Source organism: Klebsiella sp. (assembly GCF_027492335.1).
In the GTDB taxonomy this organism is placed as follows: Bacteria; Pseudomonadota; Gammaproteobacteria; order Enterobacterales; family Enterobacteriaceae; genus Klebsiella; species Klebsiella huaxiensis.
This window is the reverse complement of record NZ_JAPUEW010000094.1, coordinates 36,347-52,431: the sequence shown is the minus strand read 5'-3', so window position 1 is coordinate 52,431 and position 16,085 is coordinate 36,347. Positions and strand designations below refer to the sequence as shown.

At 47.6% G+C, this 16,085-nt stretch carries 15 protein-coding genes; 1 reads left to right on the top strand and 14 read right to left on the bottom strand.

Annotated features, from left to right (window positions below; translation table 11 throughout):
• Nucleotides 1–140: 140 nt before the first annotated feature.
• The 8 genes from fabF to yceD all read right to left on the bottom strand — a co-directional run bounded on the left by fabF (nt 141) and on the right by yceD (nt 6,629).
• The gene (gene fabF / locus QVF11_RS26080; protein ID WP_112216821.1) at nt 141–1,382 is read right to left on the bottom strand and encodes a beta-ketoacyl-ACP synthase II; all 1,242 of its coding nucleotides are present in this window, start codon (nt 1,380–1,382) and stop codon (nt 141–143) included.
• A gap of 89 nt (nt 1,383–1,471) precedes the next feature.
• Nucleotides 1,472–1,708 carry an acyl carrier protein gene (gene acpP / locus QVF11_RS26075; protein ID WP_000103754.1) on the bottom strand — a complete coding sequence of 79 codons (237 nt, stop codon included), beginning with the start codon at nt 1,706–1,708 and terminating at the stop codon, nt 1,472–1,474.
• A 210-nt stretch (nt 1,709–1,918) separates the two neighbouring features.
• The gene (gene fabG / locus QVF11_RS26070) at nt 1,919–2,653 is read right to left on the bottom strand and encodes a 3-oxoacyl-ACP reductase FabG (RefSeq protein WP_004131399.1); all 735 of its coding nucleotides are present in this window, start codon (nt 2,651–2,653) and stop codon (nt 1,919–1,921) included.
• A 12-nt stretch (nt 2,654–2,665) separates the two neighbouring features.
• On the bottom strand, nt 2,666–3,595 hold the full coding sequence (gene fabD, locus QVF11_RS26065; protein WP_112216822.1) for an ACP S-malonyltransferase: 930 nt from the start codon (nt 3,593–3,595) through the stop codon (nt 2,666–2,668).
• 15 nt (nt 3,596–3,610) lie between these two features.
• Nucleotides 3,611–4,564, bottom strand: a complete 954-nt coding sequence (locus QVF11_RS26060; RefSeq protein ID WP_112216823.1) for a beta-ketoacyl-ACP synthase III — start codon at nt 4,562–4,564, stop codon at nt 3,611–3,613.
• Nucleotides 4,565–4,617: 53 nt separating this feature from the next.
• Nucleotides 4,618–5,715, bottom strand: coding sequence for a phosphate acyltransferase PlsX (gene plsX / locus QVF11_RS26055; RefSeq protein ID WP_287860455.1), 1,098 nt, complete (start codon nt 5,713–5,715; stop codon nt 4,618–4,620).
• A gap of 202 nt (nt 5,716–5,917) precedes the next feature.
• The gene (gene rpmF / locus QVF11_RS26050; protein WP_000290724.1) at nt 5,918–6,091 is read right to left on the bottom strand and encodes a 50S ribosomal protein L32; all 174 of its coding nucleotides are present in this window, start codon (nt 6,089–6,091) and stop codon (nt 5,918–5,920) included.
• Between the two features lie 16 nt (nt 6,092–6,107).
• Nucleotides 6,108–6,629, bottom strand: coding sequence for a 23S rRNA accumulation protein YceD (yceD, locus tag QVF11_RS26045; RefSeq protein ID WP_287860449.1), 522 nt, complete (start codon nt 6,627–6,629; stop codon nt 6,108–6,110).
• Between the two features lie 141 nt (nt 6,630–6,770).
• Between yceD and QVF11_RS26040 the strand changes: the two genes are divergently transcribed.
• A complete protein-coding gene (locus QVF11_RS26040; protein ID WP_110277117.1) occupies nt 6,771–7,355 on the top strand; it encodes a Maf family protein in 585 nt (194 codons plus the stop codon).
• Nucleotides 7,356–7,415: 60 nt separating this feature from the next.
• Here the strand turns inward: QVF11_RS26040 and QVF11_RS26035 are convergent, their stop codons facing one another.
• From QVF11_RS26035 to QVF11_RS26010, 6 genes are all read right to left on the bottom strand, one after another.
• A complete protein-coding gene (locus QVF11_RS26035) occupies nt 7,416–8,201 on the bottom strand; it encodes a sulfite exporter TauE/SafE family protein (RefSeq protein ID WP_112216828.1) in 786 nt (261 codons plus the stop codon).
• A 171-nt stretch (nt 8,202–8,372) separates the two neighbouring features.
• Complete coding sequence (hpfG, locus tag QVF11_RS26030) at nt 8,373–10,853, bottom strand: (2S)-3-sulfopropanediol dehydratase (protein ID WP_287860446.1); 2,481 nt, start codon at nt 10,851–10,853, stop codon at nt 8,373–8,375.
• Between the two features lie 37 nt (nt 10,854–10,890).
• Nucleotides 10,891–11,844, bottom strand: a complete 954-nt coding sequence (gene hpfH / locus QVF11_RS26025; protein WP_287860444.1) for a (2S)-3-sulfopropanediol dehydratase activating enzyme — start codon at nt 11,842–11,844, stop codon at nt 10,891–10,893.
• Nucleotides 11,845–12,023: 179 nt separating this feature from the next.
• Entirely contained in the window at nt 12,024–13,127 is a 1,104-nt protein-coding gene (locus QVF11_RS26020; RefSeq protein ID WP_112216831.1) for a response regulator transcription factor, read from the bottom strand.
• 196 nt (nt 13,128–13,323) lie between these two features.
• The gene (locus QVF11_RS26015) at nt 13,324–14,475 is read right to left on the bottom strand and encodes an iron-containing alcohol dehydrogenase (RefSeq protein ID WP_227015947.1); all 1,152 of its coding nucleotides are present in this window, start codon (nt 14,473–14,475) and stop codon (nt 13,324–13,326) included.
• An 84-nt stretch (nt 14,476–14,559) separates the two neighbouring features.
• The gene (locus tag QVF11_RS26010; RefSeq protein WP_287860441.1) at nt 14,560–15,990 is read right to left on the bottom strand and encodes an SLC13 family permease; all 1,431 of its coding nucleotides are present in this window, start codon (nt 15,988–15,990) and stop codon (nt 14,560–14,562) included.
• Between the last annotated feature and the right edge of the window lie 95 nt (nt 15,991–16,085).

Sequence of the window (16,085 nt, the reverse complement as noted above, 5' to 3'; positions counted from 1 at the left end):
GGACTCCTTATCGCTGGTCGGTCAGTGTCGCAGGAGGAAAGATACGGTACAAGCGGAGAAAGCCGAATAAAAAAGGCCCGACAAGCGGGCCAATTTTTGATGGGCATTAACGGCATAACTAATGTTGCGCCAGGCGCGCATCAGACCTTTTTAAAGATCAGCGAACCATTTGTACCACCGAAGCCGAAGGAGTTACACAAGGTATACTCCATACCGCTAACCTGGCGTGCTTCGTGCGGGACGAAGTCGAGGTCGCAACCATCATCCGGGTTATCCAGATTGATAGTCGGCGGAACAGCTTGATCGCGCAGCGCCAGGATAGAGTAGATAGACTCTACTGCACCCGCGGCACCGAGCAAGTGGCCGGTCATTGATTTAGTCGAGCTGACCATTACTCGGCCGGCTGCATCACCGAAGACAGACTTAACCGCCTGCGCTTCTGCTTTATCGCCAGCAGGCGTTGAGGTACCGTGCGCGTTGACGTAGCCAATCTGGCCTGCATCGATACCTGCATCACGAATAGCGTTAACCATCGCCAGTGCCGCTCCAGCGCCATCTTCCGGCGGCGAAGTCATATGGTAGGCATCGCTGCTCATACCAAAGCCGACGATTTCAGCGTAGATTTTCGCACCGCGTTTTTTGGCATGCTCGTACTCTTCCAGCACGACCATTCCCGCACCATCACCCAGCACAAAACCATCACGCTCTTTGTCCCACGGACGACTTGCCGCCTGAGGACTGTCATTGCGAGTGGAGAGCGCACGTGCTGCACCAAACCCACCAACGCCCAGTGGGGTACTGGCTTTTTCTGCACCACCGGCAACCATTACGTCAGCATCACCGTAGGCGATAATGCGCGCGGCTTGACCAATGTTGTGTACGCCCGAAGTGCAAGCGGTCGCGATGGAAATACTCGGTCCACGCAGACCAAACATGATGGTCAGATGCCCGGCCACCATGTTAACGATTGTGGAAGGAACAAAGAATGGGCTGATCTTACGCGGTCCGCCTTTTACCAGCGAACTGTGGTTTTCTTCGATCAGGCCAAGCCCGCCAATACCGGAACCAATAGCGGCACCGATGCGGGTAGCATTCTCTTCCGTCACTTCAAGGCCAGAATCCTGCATGGCCTGAATGCCAGCGACAATTCCATATTGAATGAATGCATCCATCTTGCGCTGTTCTTTGCGCGAGATGAAATCATCACAGTTAAAATCCTTTACTAAGCCAGCAAATTTCGTTGCATAGGCGCTAGTATCGAAATGGTCGATCAGGCTGATGCCACTCTGACCGGCAAGGAGAGCTTTCCAGGTAGACTCTACAGTATTGCCGACAGGAGACAACATGCCCAGTCCGGTCACAACTACACGACGCTTAGACACGGTTGTCCTCCAGGGAGGGAAAATAGATTCTTGTGGGACAAAATGTAGATAAAACTCAGGCGGTCGAATGACCGCCTGGAGATGTTCACTTACGCCTGGTGACCGTTGATGTAATCAATGGCAGCCTGAACAGTAGTGATTTTCTCAGCTTCTTCGTCCGGAATCTCAGTATCAAACTCTTCTTCCAGAGCCATTACCAGCTCAACGGTGTCAAGAGAATCAGCGCCCAGGTCTTCAACGAAGGAAGCATTGTTGGTAACTTCTTCCTGCTTAACGCCCAGCTGTTCGCCGATAATTTTCTTAACGCGTTCTTCGATAGTGCTCATACTCTTAAATTTCCTATCAAAACTCGCTTTCGCGATGGTTTTCGTAGTGTATAAAATGTTGAAAAATTTGCAACTAAATCCCGGCAGGTCTTACCACGATTTTACGCTATTTTGCGGCTTTTTGCCCTCATAACGCAAATCATTTTGCACAAAACATTACGGTGAATCGCACGGACTGCGCGGTTCCTGAGCGTTTTGCACAAATCTCGGTCAGACCATATACATCCCGCCGTTGACGTGCAAAGTTTCACCGGTGATGTAACTCGCTTCGTCAGAAGCTAAAAATGCAACCGCACTGGCGATTTCATTTGGAGAGCCGAGGCGCCCCGCAGGAACTGCCGCCAGAGTACCCGCACGCTGCTCATCGGTCAGCGCACGTGTCATGTCCGTTTCAATAAAGCCCGGAGCAACAACGTTTACAGTAATACCGCGTGACGCAACTTCGCGAGCCAGTGATTTACTGAAGCCAATCAGACCCGCTTTCGCCGCAGCGTAGTTGGCCTGACCTGCATTTCCCATGGTACCAACCACAGAACCGATAGTGATAATACGTCCATGACGCTTTTTCATCATAGCGCGCATTACCGCTTTTGACAGACGGAAAACAGATGACAGGTTGGTTTCGATAATATCGTTCCACTCGTCATCTTTCATGCGCATTAACAGGTTATCACGAGTAATCCCGGCATTGTTCACCAGGATATCAACTTCACCAAATTCTGCGCGAATATTTCCCAGAACAGATTCGATAGATGCCGGATCGGTCACATTCAACAGCAGACCTTTGCCATTGGCACCTAAATAATCGCTGATCGCCTGCGCACCGCTTTCGCTGGTTGCAGTACCAATGACTTTAGCGCCACGGGCAACGAGCGTTTCAGCAATTGCGCGGCCAATCCCGCGACTTGCACCGGTAACCAGCGCGATTTTTCCTTCAAAACTCATGATTTTCCTCTTTTATTGCTCAAGCGCCGCAGACATGGCCGCCGGCTCGTTAAGCGCGGAGGCAGTCAGGGTGTCAACAATACGTTTAGTGAGGCCGGTGAGGACTTTACCCGGCCCCACTTCATACAGATGCTCTACGCCCTGTGACGCCATAAACTCAACGGTTTTGGTCCACTGAACCGGGCTATACAGCTGGCGGATCAATGCATCACGGATAGCATCAGGTGTAGTTTCACACTTCACATCAACATTGTTCACAACCTGAACAGTCGGCGTGTTAAAGGTGATTTTTTGTAATTCAACGGCCAATTTTTCGGCAGCAGGCTTCATCAATGCACAGTGGGATGGCACGCTGACCGGCAGCGGCAACGCGCGTTTAGCGCCCGCAGCTTTACACGCTGCGCCAGCGCGCTCTACGGCTTCTTTGTTACCGGCAATAACAACCTGTCCCGGCGAATTAAAGTTTACCGGAGAAACCACCTGACCTTCAGCAGACTCTTCACAGGCTTTCGCAATTGATGCATCGTCAAGACCAATGATAGCTGACATTGCGCCGGTACCTTCTGGGACGGCTTCCTGCATGAATTTGCCACGCATCTCAACCAGACGCACTGCATCGGCAAAATCGATAACGCCCGCACAGACCAGCGCAGAATACTCACCCAAGCTATGACCCGCCAACAGAGCAGGTGCTTGACCATCCTGCTGCTGCCAGACACGATACAACGCGACGGATGCTGTCAACAGCGCCGGTTGCGTCTGCCAGGTTTTGTTCAGTTCTTCCGCTGGGCCTTGCTGTACAAGCGCCCACAGATCGTAACCCAACGCCGCAGAGGCTTCACGGAATGTCTCTTCGACTACCGGGTAAGCGGCTGCCATATCGGACAGCATCCCGACGGTCTGAGAGCCCTGTCCCGGGAACACAAAAGCAAATTGCGTCATGTTTAAATCCTTATACTAAAAACGAACCAGCGCGGAACCCCAGGTGAAACCACCACCAAAGGCTTCCAGCAGAATGAGCTGACCACGCTGGATACGGCCATCACGAACGGCCTCATCCAGCGCGCAAGGAACAGAGGCTGCTGAAGTATTACCATGTCTGTCGAGAGTGACCACCACGTTATCCATCGACATCCCCAGCTTTTTCGCCGTGGCGCTGATAATACGCAGGTTGGCCTGATGCGGCACCAGCCAATCCAGCGCAGAACGCTCGAGGTTATTCGCCGCCAGGGTCTCATCAACGATATGCGCCAGTTCGGTCACGGCAACTTTAAAGACTTCGTTGCCCGCCATCGTCAGATAAATTGAGTTGTCAGGATCAACGCGATCGGCGTTCGGCAGCGTCAGCAGTTCACCGTAGCTACCATCCGCATGCAGATGCGTAGAGATAATACCCGGCTCTTCAGAAGCGCCCAGCACAACCGCACCAGCGCCATCACCAAAGATGATGATGGTTCCACGATCGGTCGGATCGCAGGTTCGCGCCAGCACATCAGCACCAATGACCAGCGCGTAATCAACCGCACCGTTTTTAACGTATTGATCGGCGACGCTCAGCGCGTAGGTGAAACCTGCACATGCAGCAGCAACGTCAAACGCCGGGCAACCCTTAATGCCCAGCATCGATTGAACCTGGCAAGCAGAACTTGGAAATGCATGGGTACCGGAGGTGGTCGCAACAATAATCAGACCAATTTGTTCCGGCTTAACGCCCGCCATGTCCAGTGCATTCTTAGCGGCTGCAAAGCCCATCGTAGCAACTGTTTCATTCGGTGCGGCAATACGACGCTCACGGATACCTGTACGAGTGACAATCCACTCGTCAGACGTATCTACCATGTTTTCTAATTCAGCGTTCGTACGCACGTGCTCAGGCAGATAACTGCCGGTACCAACAATCTTCGTATACATGTACGCTCAGTCACTCTTGGGTAATATACCTGGCTTACTCAAACTACCGGGCGTCAGTCGTTACCAGTTATCCCAGTCTGAGAACCGGAACTCCCGCTTCTGCCGCCCTCAGGCAGTTCGAAACCTGTAGGGTATAAAGATTCCAGGCGAGCGGCAATCCGCTGAGGGATCTGCCGCTGCACCGCCTGCACTGCCTGCTCTATCGCTACGCTAAAAGCGCGCTGATTGGCAGCACCGTGACTTTTAATCACGGAACCGCGCAATCCTAACAGACAGGCGCCATTATACTGGTCGGGGTTGAGGTGACTGAATCGCCTCGACAGGCTTTTTTGTAACCAACGCTTTAATAAAAACAGCCACCACGACCTTTTTTTCCCCTCTCCCTGTGATTTCAACAGTGAAAGGAACATTCTGACCACACCTTCCATCGTTTTTAATGTGACGTTGCCCGTGAATCCATCACAAACCAAAACATCCGTCTTACCCGTCAACAATTCGTTGGCTTCCAGATAGCCAATATAGTTGAGGGTTGGCAAGGTTTTCAAAACCGCCGCCGCATCGCGAATACTGCTGAGACCTTTCATCTCTTCTTCGCCAATGTTCAATAATGCAACTCGGGGATTTCTGATACCGATGACTTCTTCGGCTAAAACTGCCCCCATCACCGCAAACTGCACCAGCATCGTACTATCGCAATCCACGTTAGCGCCTAAATCCAGCACCACCGTTTTGCCCTTTAGCTGATGCGGCAACATCGTTACCAGCGCAGGACGCTCAATCCCTTCGATGGGTTTGAGCAGCAGTTTCGCCAGCCCCATCAGCGCCCCGGTATTGCCCGCGCTAACGCAGGCCTGCGCCCGCCCTTCTTTCACTAACTCCAGCGCCACGCGCATTGAGCTACCGCGACTGGCGCGGATCGCTTGTGCGGGACGCGCATCACTGGCAATAACTGACTGCGCAGGAATCACCTGCAGACGTGAACGTTGTTCAAAATCAGCTTTGGCTAGTAATGGCGTGATAGTGTCGGGATCGCCGACTAAAAGAAGTGTGAGTTGTGAATTAGAGTGCAGTGCCTGCAATGCTGCAGGCACTGTCACGGAGGGTCCGAAATCTCCCCCCATGACATCTAACGCCAGGGTTAGACGTGTCAAGATATCGTCGCTGCTCGGTTTGGTTATTCCCCAGTTGCCCGGGGAAATCCTCACTAAGCTTCATCACGCTTTTACTCTTCGTCTTTCACACTGCAAGTGCGTTGACTGCGCTCGTTCACACCAATCACATAGTGAGCTATGCTCCGGGTGCTTCTCTTGCTTTCGTCTTCTTGCAACGCGAAATCCATGGAGTAATGCGTGATTACTTAGCGATTACCTTGCGACCGCGGTAGAAACCGTCGGCAGTGATGTGGTGACGCAGGTGTTTCTCACCAGAAGTTTTGTCTACAGACAGGCTGGTGACTGCGGTCAGAGCGTCATGGGAACGACGCATGCCACGTTTGGAACGGGTTGGTTTATTCTGTTGTACGGCCATGGACCTTACTCCTCAATTACTTATGCTTTAAGCTGGCTAATACGGCAAATGGGTTTGGTTTTTGTGCCTCTTCAGGCAGTTCGCCAAAGACCATGTCCGCGTCGGACACTTCACAGTGTTCAGAATCATGCACCGGAACTACAGGCAAGAAGAGGATAATTTCATCTTCAACAAGCGCCAGCAGATCGATTTCACCGAATTCGTTAACCTCAATCGGCTCATACGCTTCCGGCAGTGCTTCCGCCTGTTCGTCATTTCTGACGGGGCTGAAACAATACGTTGTGTGGACATGATAAGGGAACGGTTTCCCGCAACGCTGGCACTCGAGAGTTACCGACACCGTTGCATCGCCGTTTATCACGGCAAGGCGCTGATTATCAATAGCGAACGATATGCTGCATTCCACATCGCTGTCCACGCTGACAACAGAATCGGCGACACGCACAACTTGATCACGGGTATAGATACCTTGGTAATCTAAGCGTTTTTGAGCCGTGCGAACCGGATCGAGAGTCAGGGGTAATTTTACCTTTTGCATAGGGCGCGCATATTAACTTTGTAATGTCATAGAGTCAAAGAAAAAGGCAGCCTCGGGTTGCCTTTTGCCAATTATTCGCACACATTGCGGCGCATAGTTTAAAATGATGCTCTGCGAAGCGCTACATGTGGATGAAAAAATATGTCTGAACTGATCCTGGCGTCAACCTCTCCATGGCGGCGAATGCTGCTGGAGAAGCTTTCAGTACCTTTTGAATGCGCAGCACCAGACGTTGATGAGACACCGCTGCCGGGTGAATCGGCACGCCAGTTGGTGATGCGTCTGGCACAAGCAAAGGCCCAAGCCCTCGCCGAACGCTTTCCACACCACCTTATTATAGGTTCTGATCAGGTTTGCGTCCTGGATGGCGAAATCACTGGCAAACCGCATAGTGAAGAAAACGCCCATCGCCAGCTAAAGAAAGCCAGCGGCACCATCGTGACCTTCTACACCGGTCTGGCGCTGTACAATTCAACTAATGGTCATTTACAGACCGAATGCGAACCCTTTGACGTTCATTTCCGCCGTTTAAGCGACCAGGAAATTGACAGCTATGTGCGCAAAGAAAACCCACTACAATGCGCTGGAAGTTTCAAAAGCGAAGGATTAGGCATCACGCTTTTTGAACGTCTTGAAGGCCGCGACCCAAATGCACTGGTCGGTCTTCCGTTAATCGCCTTATGTCAAATGCTCCGCCGGGAAGGATTTAACCCCTTACTCACATAAGCAGGCGTTAAAATGGGATCGGAGGTTTTAATATCCTCCCGATCCCATAACGACCTCAGTTTACGCAAGAGCCATCAGGCTGGTAAACAGCATGTTGCCGCCGACAAATAACAGCACGCAATACACGATACGCAAAAACGTCTCCTTATTAATGCGCTGCAGGAAGGCCATTCCCAGAAAGAAGCCGATCGCCGCCATAGGGAAACCGATAGTCAGAGCGCCACCAAGATGTTCCGTCCATGCGCCATTACGATACTGGTTAAATGCGTTCCAGGTGTTAAATACCACCCATACCATATTCATGGTATTACGGAATTTTTCTTTTTCCTTAACGGCTTCGATGGTGTAAACGGTAATCAGCGGCCCACCGATAGTGAACGCACCATGCACAACACCACCTAAAATAAGACAGCCATAGCGAAAGCATTTTTTCGCTGTCGTATCTGGCACATTAATAGCTTCTGCTTTTTTAAAGATCAATGGATTGACGATATGCTTGTAAATGTTCATTACTGCAATAATCGTGACCATTGCGCCAATACAGATTTTCGCTACATTGGGACTAATTGTATAAAATAAGTAGTTACCGACTAATATTCCCGGAACGCACAGGGCGACTATTTTCCCTAAATCTTTCCAGGAAACATCACGCCAGGTTCTGACCGCCAGAAAATATAAAAAAGGTAAGGTAATCAACGTACCGTAAGGTACCCCTACCGACGTTCCTAGTAAACCGTTGGTCACTGATGCCGCGATAACAGTACAGCCAAATCCGGTACATCCCTGAACAAAAAACCCGACAATTTGCATCAGGCCGACAAGTAAAAAATCAGTATTAAAACTCATAATATCCGCCCTGGATATAAAGACATTCGCATTATCTCTGGCTTTTTTCCCACCAAACCAAAGAAGTCAGGATGTGGGTCGGCCTCTCTTTTGTTGTCCCGGAGATGTAAACCCGTATCTCCGGGATGACAAAAAACTAATAGTCTTCCCACAACATGCTGCACGTTATTATCAGAAATGAAGTTCAGTGCGCTGAATCAAATCTTTCTGTAACGGTTTGCCGAGTTCGACAAAATAAGCACTATAACCCGCAACGCGAACCAGCATATCTTTATAATCCTCCGGCTTTTTCTGCGCGGCGCGCATGGTTGCCGAGCTCATGATATTGAACTGAACGTGCATCGCCTGCTTGGCAATATACTCATCAATAAAACTCAGCAGATTATCGCGCCCTTCGACTCCAGCCACCGCTTCTTGCGGGAATCGAAGATTCATCAGGGTACCGTTGGTGGCCAGACTATGGTCAACTTTGGTTAATGAGTTGACTAACGCTGTTGGCCCGCAGATGTCATGAGAGCCGCCGTCAGTGTGAACTGGTCCCATGTTATCGGAGATAGGCTCAAATTTTTTACGTCCATCAATAGAAGCATTTGTGTTCAGACCCATGCCGACGTTGGCATTCACGGAATAAACGCCTGGACTGAATTCTCCCCCGCGCGGCGTCTTTCTACCGCTAATATGACGGCAGTAGCATTCAAACATGAATTTGAACAGATCATCCGCATAGTCATCATCGTTGCCGTAGTGGCGCACCTTCGAACTATTGACCAATGCATACAGTTTTTCGTGGCCGACCCAGTTATCCTTAACTGCCTGCAGCATCTCAGCACCGCTATACCGCTTCTCGTCGAACACCAGTTGTTTAATGGTAGCCAGACTGTCCGCACAGGTCGCCATACCCGCCGCCTGCGGAGCAATACCGTTGTACTTCGCGCCGCCTTCAGTCAGATCCTTGCCTGAAATCATACAGTCTTCATAGAAAGCGGAGACGTAGGGAACAGGCTTCAGCTCGCGATGCGCATTATCGATAATATTCAGACTGCTGCACATTTGATCGGTCCAGTATTCAAACTGTTGATCGACGCTTGCCAGAACTTCATCAAAACTCTTGTAGGTATCCAGGCTACCAGTATCAGGCCCAAGCTGCTCTCCGGTACTAAGACTGCGGCCACCGTTGACCACCATCTCCATCATTTTAGGCGTATTCACATAAGCCGCATCATGCCAGCCATACTCTTTACCCGCTAAATCCAGCTCGACGCAGCCAACAACGCAGTAATCTCTGGCCTCTTCAAGAGTCATTCCCTTGCGCAGCATCCCCTTAATAGAAGGTGCGTCATTGAACAGCTTCGGATGACCATAGCCGGCACGAATACACTCAACGGTCTTAATTTTTAATTCATAGGGCGTATTTTCATGCATACGTACACAAACCCACGGGTTCATCATTCGCGTATGGGCTGAACCTTCCAGCATCAGCATCGTCAGATCGTTAGTCGCATCATTCCCCTCACGATCGACGCCGCCAATAGTCAGGCTTTCACCGCCAAAACCACGACCGTTACGCACCGCAACGGTGCCTTTGTCTTTTAGCTTGGTGGGGTTATTCATCTTCACGTACTGAACTTCGATTAACTCAAGTGCGAACTCTTTAGTCATCGTGTTGTTCTTCATGTCCGCCGCGAACCACGGATAAAGCCACTGATCCATGCGGCCATAGGAAATGGAGTGCCCATTACTTTCAATTTGGATTAGCGTTGTGGCGAAATTGAACAACTGCAGCGCTTGCCAGAATGTCTGCGGTACCCCACCAGCGATCTGCTGACAGTTTAATGCCATGGTTTCGAGCTCTTTCTTTCTCTGCGGGTTTTCTTCTTTTTCAGCAGACTCTTGAGCCAATTTTGCATATCGCGCAATATATTTTTTAGCCGCTTCAAGTTCGATAATCATCGCTGTATAGAAGTCACGCTTGTCGCCATATTCAGGATCACGCTTGCTTAACTTTTCCAATCCGGCTTGCGCATTGTCGATCAGACCGTTATAACCCACAGCCATTAAACGGGCGTAATCAATCGCCAGATGCCCTGCTCCGGCATAGTGATAAAGATTGGTCTGGAATATCTTCTCGCCAACTTCAGACCCTTTAGTCTGATCTTTTTCAAGCCGACTGTTGATCAAATCATCAACGGTTTTACCTTCCCAATATCGGCAAAGCTCAACGATTTCCTTGCGCTCCTCATCATTGCGAATATAGAACTGATCGTTGGCACGCTCCTCAAAAGGAGAATGCAGGATCTCATTAATGATCCAGTTAACAGAGAACTCAGGATATATCGGTGATGCTTTGGCCGGAGCAGCTATTTCACCAAGAATAAGATCTTCATCATAAATATATAATTTGGTATTCAGCAGGATGTTTTCAAACGCCCTGGCACACTTCAGCTTACGCGGTGCATCTTCATGCTTCTGATATGCTTCAGTTACCAGTCTTAAGCGTTCAACATCAATATCATAGGGCCTGTCGAGAAACGCCTGCCGCAGGCGATTGACACGGGGATATGGAGACCAGTCTTCATGATGAACTTGATAGCCCAGGCTATAGGTCTTATCAAAAGGCTGGGTCCCACATGCAGTAGTATGATTCACTTTCATAGAAGTTATCCCATTTAAGATTGAAATAAAATGTTGACTATTTTTCTTTTGTCCCCACCACGCAATGAATGCCGCGCTGGTTAAAATATTCGGCTAGCATCTGGATATGCTTTTGAAATGACCTGCGATTAACCTTCACGTTTTTCATTTTATAAGGAAGGCCCAGTGCAGTATATTTCTCTTCACCAAGACGCATAAAGCTTAAGAGCTGTAATGTCCGGATTTTCCCGCCGAGTTCATTAAGAATAAAATCGGCTGTGGCTTCTATATTCGCCATATCATCATTCACATTTGGAATAACCGGAATACGTAAAATGATGTCATGTCTTTCTGCTGTTAACTTTATTAAATTCTTCAGAATTTTATCATTAGATACTTTAGTATATTTTTTATGAATTTCAGGATCCATATGTTTAATATCTGAAATAATAAGGTCGGTGTACGACAGAACATTCTGCACTTTTTTCCATGGCACATATAACGATGACTCAAGACAAGTCTGAATCCCTTCACTCCTGCAGGCTTGAAACAATTTGGCGACAAAATCACTTTGCAGTAAAGGTTCGCCACCAGAAACCGTCACCCCGCCACCAGAGCGCTCATAATAGCCTTTATCTTTACGAATCTCCTTCATGCACTCTTCTACCGACATAGATTTCCCCCATAGCTTAATCGCGTCGGAAGGACAGGCATTATGACAATCCAGGCAGTTTGTACAGTCGTGGCGTTTTATTGAAGTCAGTTTTCCGCGATAAAACTGCAGTACATTCTCCTGCGGGCAGGTTTCTTCACAAGCAGCGCATTTTTTATAAGAAATGCATTTTGTTTTATAGACCCCCACCTGCGCATAAGGCATAAAACTTTCAGGATTGCTGCACCATTCGCAACGTAACGGGCAACCTTTTAGAAATAACTCGGTGCGCAGACCTGGGCCATCATGGATAGTGAAGCGCTGAATATTGAAAATAATCCCTGGTGGTGATTGATTCATTCTGCATTTCCTCAGCGTTCATTTAAACATTAATGCATGTAACATATAGTTTACATGCATTAATGTTTTTATTTTTAATACCCTATAAACTCAGGATATCTAAAATGAATGCTTTAGAAAATCGACCGGACTTACTATTTTACATAGGGAATACTCCCTATTTCAAACCTCTACGCCGGCTATTTATCTTCAAACCACTTATATAATTGAAAGCGACTGTTAACGCCGCATTTAATGTATATATTTTGTATGTGTTTTTTTACAGTATGGTAACTAATTACCAGTTCATCAGCAATTGCCTGATACGTTAACCCGTTATACATCAGCCCGGCAACTTTCTGTTCCGCCTGGGTCAAAGGTAATTTGATGCCAGAGTAGTCATTAACTTTTCGATCTTCTTTCTGAGAAATGGTGATCCAATGGTAGGTGTCAATAATTCCATTTGAATAGTTTTGGTCATAAGTATAGATTTTAAAAATATAGTCTTTTATAACCCGAGTCTGGACACGATGAGTGGTAGCTCCCTCACCTTCATTACCTAATAAAAATGGGAGCCAGTTACAAGGCCTGGTACTGCTAATCTCTTCGGTAATCGAGGGGCCCAGAATATCTTTCAAAAAACCCTGAGCCATTTCATTTGAACTCATGATGTGCATGAAATCATCAGTGATTAAGTATGCTTTCTCACCTGAAGAGATGATCTCATTTTGAATGTTTGAGACAATTTTAGCCTGTTCGTGCTTCTTGAAGTTTTTGTATGAGTTGGCTACATAAACATATATTTTATTTAACGTAGCTATTTCATTATCAGTGAAGTCGCCCTCTTGCTGATTTTTAAAAAAAGCCACCTGAATATAGGCATTGATACCAAATGCCATTGTCACGCCATAATGCTGCTGGAAATTTTCCTCGAGAAATCGCACGTAACCAGAATGTTCATAATCGATCGTGTTAATAATATCGGTTGATTTATATAGTCTAGGTGTGACATTAAAGTAAGTGAGTTGATCGGCCACCGCTTCCTGATGTATCACATGCCTGACAACATCATTCGCGATAAACTTACGGTATGGATGCTCTTTACCATCAAGATGAATACCATCCCAGTTGACCCATGAAAGAAACTTCCCCTGGGTATCGAAATATGAAATTAAGATTTTTTTGAAACCAAAGTTTCGCTCGAGAGAATCCAATAACACGCTACTAAAAAATTCCCGTGCAGATATTTGTCGTTCTGACATTTCCGAAAAAAAATTTAACTGACCAACACTTTCGTAGTTCATGGTCACTCTCCATTACTTTTATAAATCCGGGGGCCGATACTCTGACCTATTACATCCGTTTTTAACAAAATATGGTTTTTCTCGCAATTCATTTCCATAAGAAAAAGCTGAACATTGAATTTAGATCACAATGACTCAGCTTTTCTCACAACCTGGCGAATTTAATTTAAAAAATCATTAAAATTTTAGAAACCTGTCATAACGCCTTTTCGTAAAGTGCAATAATATCCTTTAATGTCGACTGCCGTGGGTTCACCAGAATATTACCGCTTTTCATAGCATCTTTTGCCATATCAGGGATCATTTCAGCCTTAACACCAACAGCAGACAGTGAGTCAGGAATTCCACAGTCGACATTAAGTTTTTTAATTTCCTCAACAAGCATCTGCGGCTTAAATCCATTTAATACACCATTGCCTTCACGGATATAATTATAAATCACCTCATAGCGTCCACAATCGGCAAGCGCATTATATTCAATCACCGTTGGTAGAAGAATTGCGTTCGCGACACCATGTGGTACATGGAAAAAAGCGCTTACCGGATGGCTCATCGCATGCACATTACCCAATCTGGCCCACGCAAAGGCGATACCGGCAAAATTGCTTCCCAGCATCATGTCACATGCTGCTGCCTCATCTTTTCTATTCGCAATAAACCGACGCAGGCTACCACCAATTAATTCCATCGCTTTTTCTGCCATGGCATCAGAAAACGGAGAGGCGCTGGTGGATAAATAGGCTTCTAAGGCATGAATCAACGCATCAATACCGCATGCAGCAGCAATATGTGATGGTGCAGTCATGATCAACTCGGGGTCCAAAAGTGCATATTTTGGCAGAATCTCATAACTGATAACTGAGAGTTTATAGTTCCTGGCTTCATCCGTAATGACCGACGAAGCCGTGACCTCACTCCCCGTTCCCGCCGTGGTCGGGATCGCGATCATCGGAATAATCGGTCCAGGTACTTTATTGCTCCCTTCGTAGTCAGTGATGCTTCCACCATAATTAACTAATACACCCACTGCTTTCGCAACATCTATCGAACTACCGCCGCCGAGCGCCACGATACTCGTTGCACCACATTTCTTGTAGACCGCAGTTGCTTCATTTACGACGTCTACAGTCGGATTCGGAATCACTCCCAACCAGGTAGTATGATGAATTCCCGCAGCTGCAATAATATCTTCTATCTTTTTTACTACCCCAAGACCTTCGAGACCAGGGTCGGAAATCAAGAGCACATTTTCAGAATGATTTTCCTTTAAGATTTGCGGCAGTTTATTTAGGCAGCCGATACCAAACTCAATGTTTTGCGGTATTTTAAAGTTAAAGCTTTTCATCATCTTCCCTTCTATTTTCAGTAATTAAAAGACATGAATATTTTTTTCTTCCCCTGACCTAAAAATCATAAATTTGGCCTGGGGGGCTTATTTCATAAAATCTGAGAGTTGGCTGAACGTCGGCCAAAATTTCAAGCATGTATAACCGACAATCACCACGAATATGATATGGATGAGAGCCATCAGGCTTCCTCCTTTGAACATGGCCCTGGCATCCAGGCCATAGGCTACTGGGATTGCCCGAACGCTGATGGGCAGCATAAATTCTGCGTTGAAGGCCATCACGGTAATAAACCAGTAGGGAATAGGATTCAAACCAAGCTTGGTGGTAAATCCAAGGACAATAGGCAGTACGACTGCAGCTGAGGCGGTTGAGTTTGTTGATTCAGAAATGATGCGGGCCAGAACCACAAATACAATAATGGTAAGCAGTCCACCATCGAGCGATAATTCTGAGATAAGGCCGGCGATTCCAACGCTTGCACCAGAGTCATTCACCAATTTTCCTAACGCTAAGCCACCACCAAAGAGGATAAGCATTCCCCACATGGTCTCTTTTTGCGCCATCTCCCAGGTCAGCATCGGTCCTTTTTTGACCGTCGTTATCACAAAGCAGAGGCAACCAAGAATCAGATATAAATGAGCGGGAGACAGTGCCGGAAAAATAGGTGCATACAGAGGACGCGCAAAAGCGCCAATCAGGCCTAAAATGAACAGCGAAGCGCAGATTTTCTCATCACGCGTCATTGGTCCCAGTTCGCGGTAATTCTTTTCAAAGTACTCGCGCGTTCCATTTAGCATTTTAACTTTCAGCGGCATCAGCAGCATACAGGCAAGGCTGACAATCGAAATAATGATGTAAAACGGTGCCATACGAATGAGCCAGTCAACGTACATAAACTCGTGACCAATACGCTCTTCAAGAATTGAGATAGCCGCAAGGTTCATCGCTCCTCCCAGAGGACTCCCTACACCACCAATACCAACCCCCCAGCCAATCGCCAACAGGATTGGAACCGCTGGTTTACATGAAGGTATATCGTCATAACCTGACGCTGCCAGCATGGCGATAGCAATAGGCGTAAACAATGCGCAAACCATCACATTCGGGAGAATGGTTGAAGCTACGATACTGGCAAGCAACCAGACCGTAATCTGCGACTTCATTGATGGGCCGATAAGAGAAAGAACTTTTAAAGCAACCCGGCGATCTAAACCAATCGAAGCCCAGGGGATGCACAGCAGCCCCGAACCAAAAATAAGGATGATGCTATCGGACCAATACTGGGCCGTAATGCTCCCCATCGGCACAATATTAAAGAGCGCGTTAATAATAATGGGCAAGAGGCTGGTTACAGCCACATGCACCGGGCGGGTAACCCACCAAAAGATCATCCACAGCAAGGTACCGACAGCCTGTGCGCCTGGGGTTGTCAGGCTATGTGAAAAAAGCAAGATAGCCACAATAAAAATGATAGGGCCGCTTAAGAGATATACCAAGCGTCGTGAGTTATTCATAGCATATCCCCAGCGTCAATTCTTTCAGTTGTAGACCAATAGATGCACACGTGTTTAAAAAACGTAATTATATAGATACAAAAAATCGCAACTTC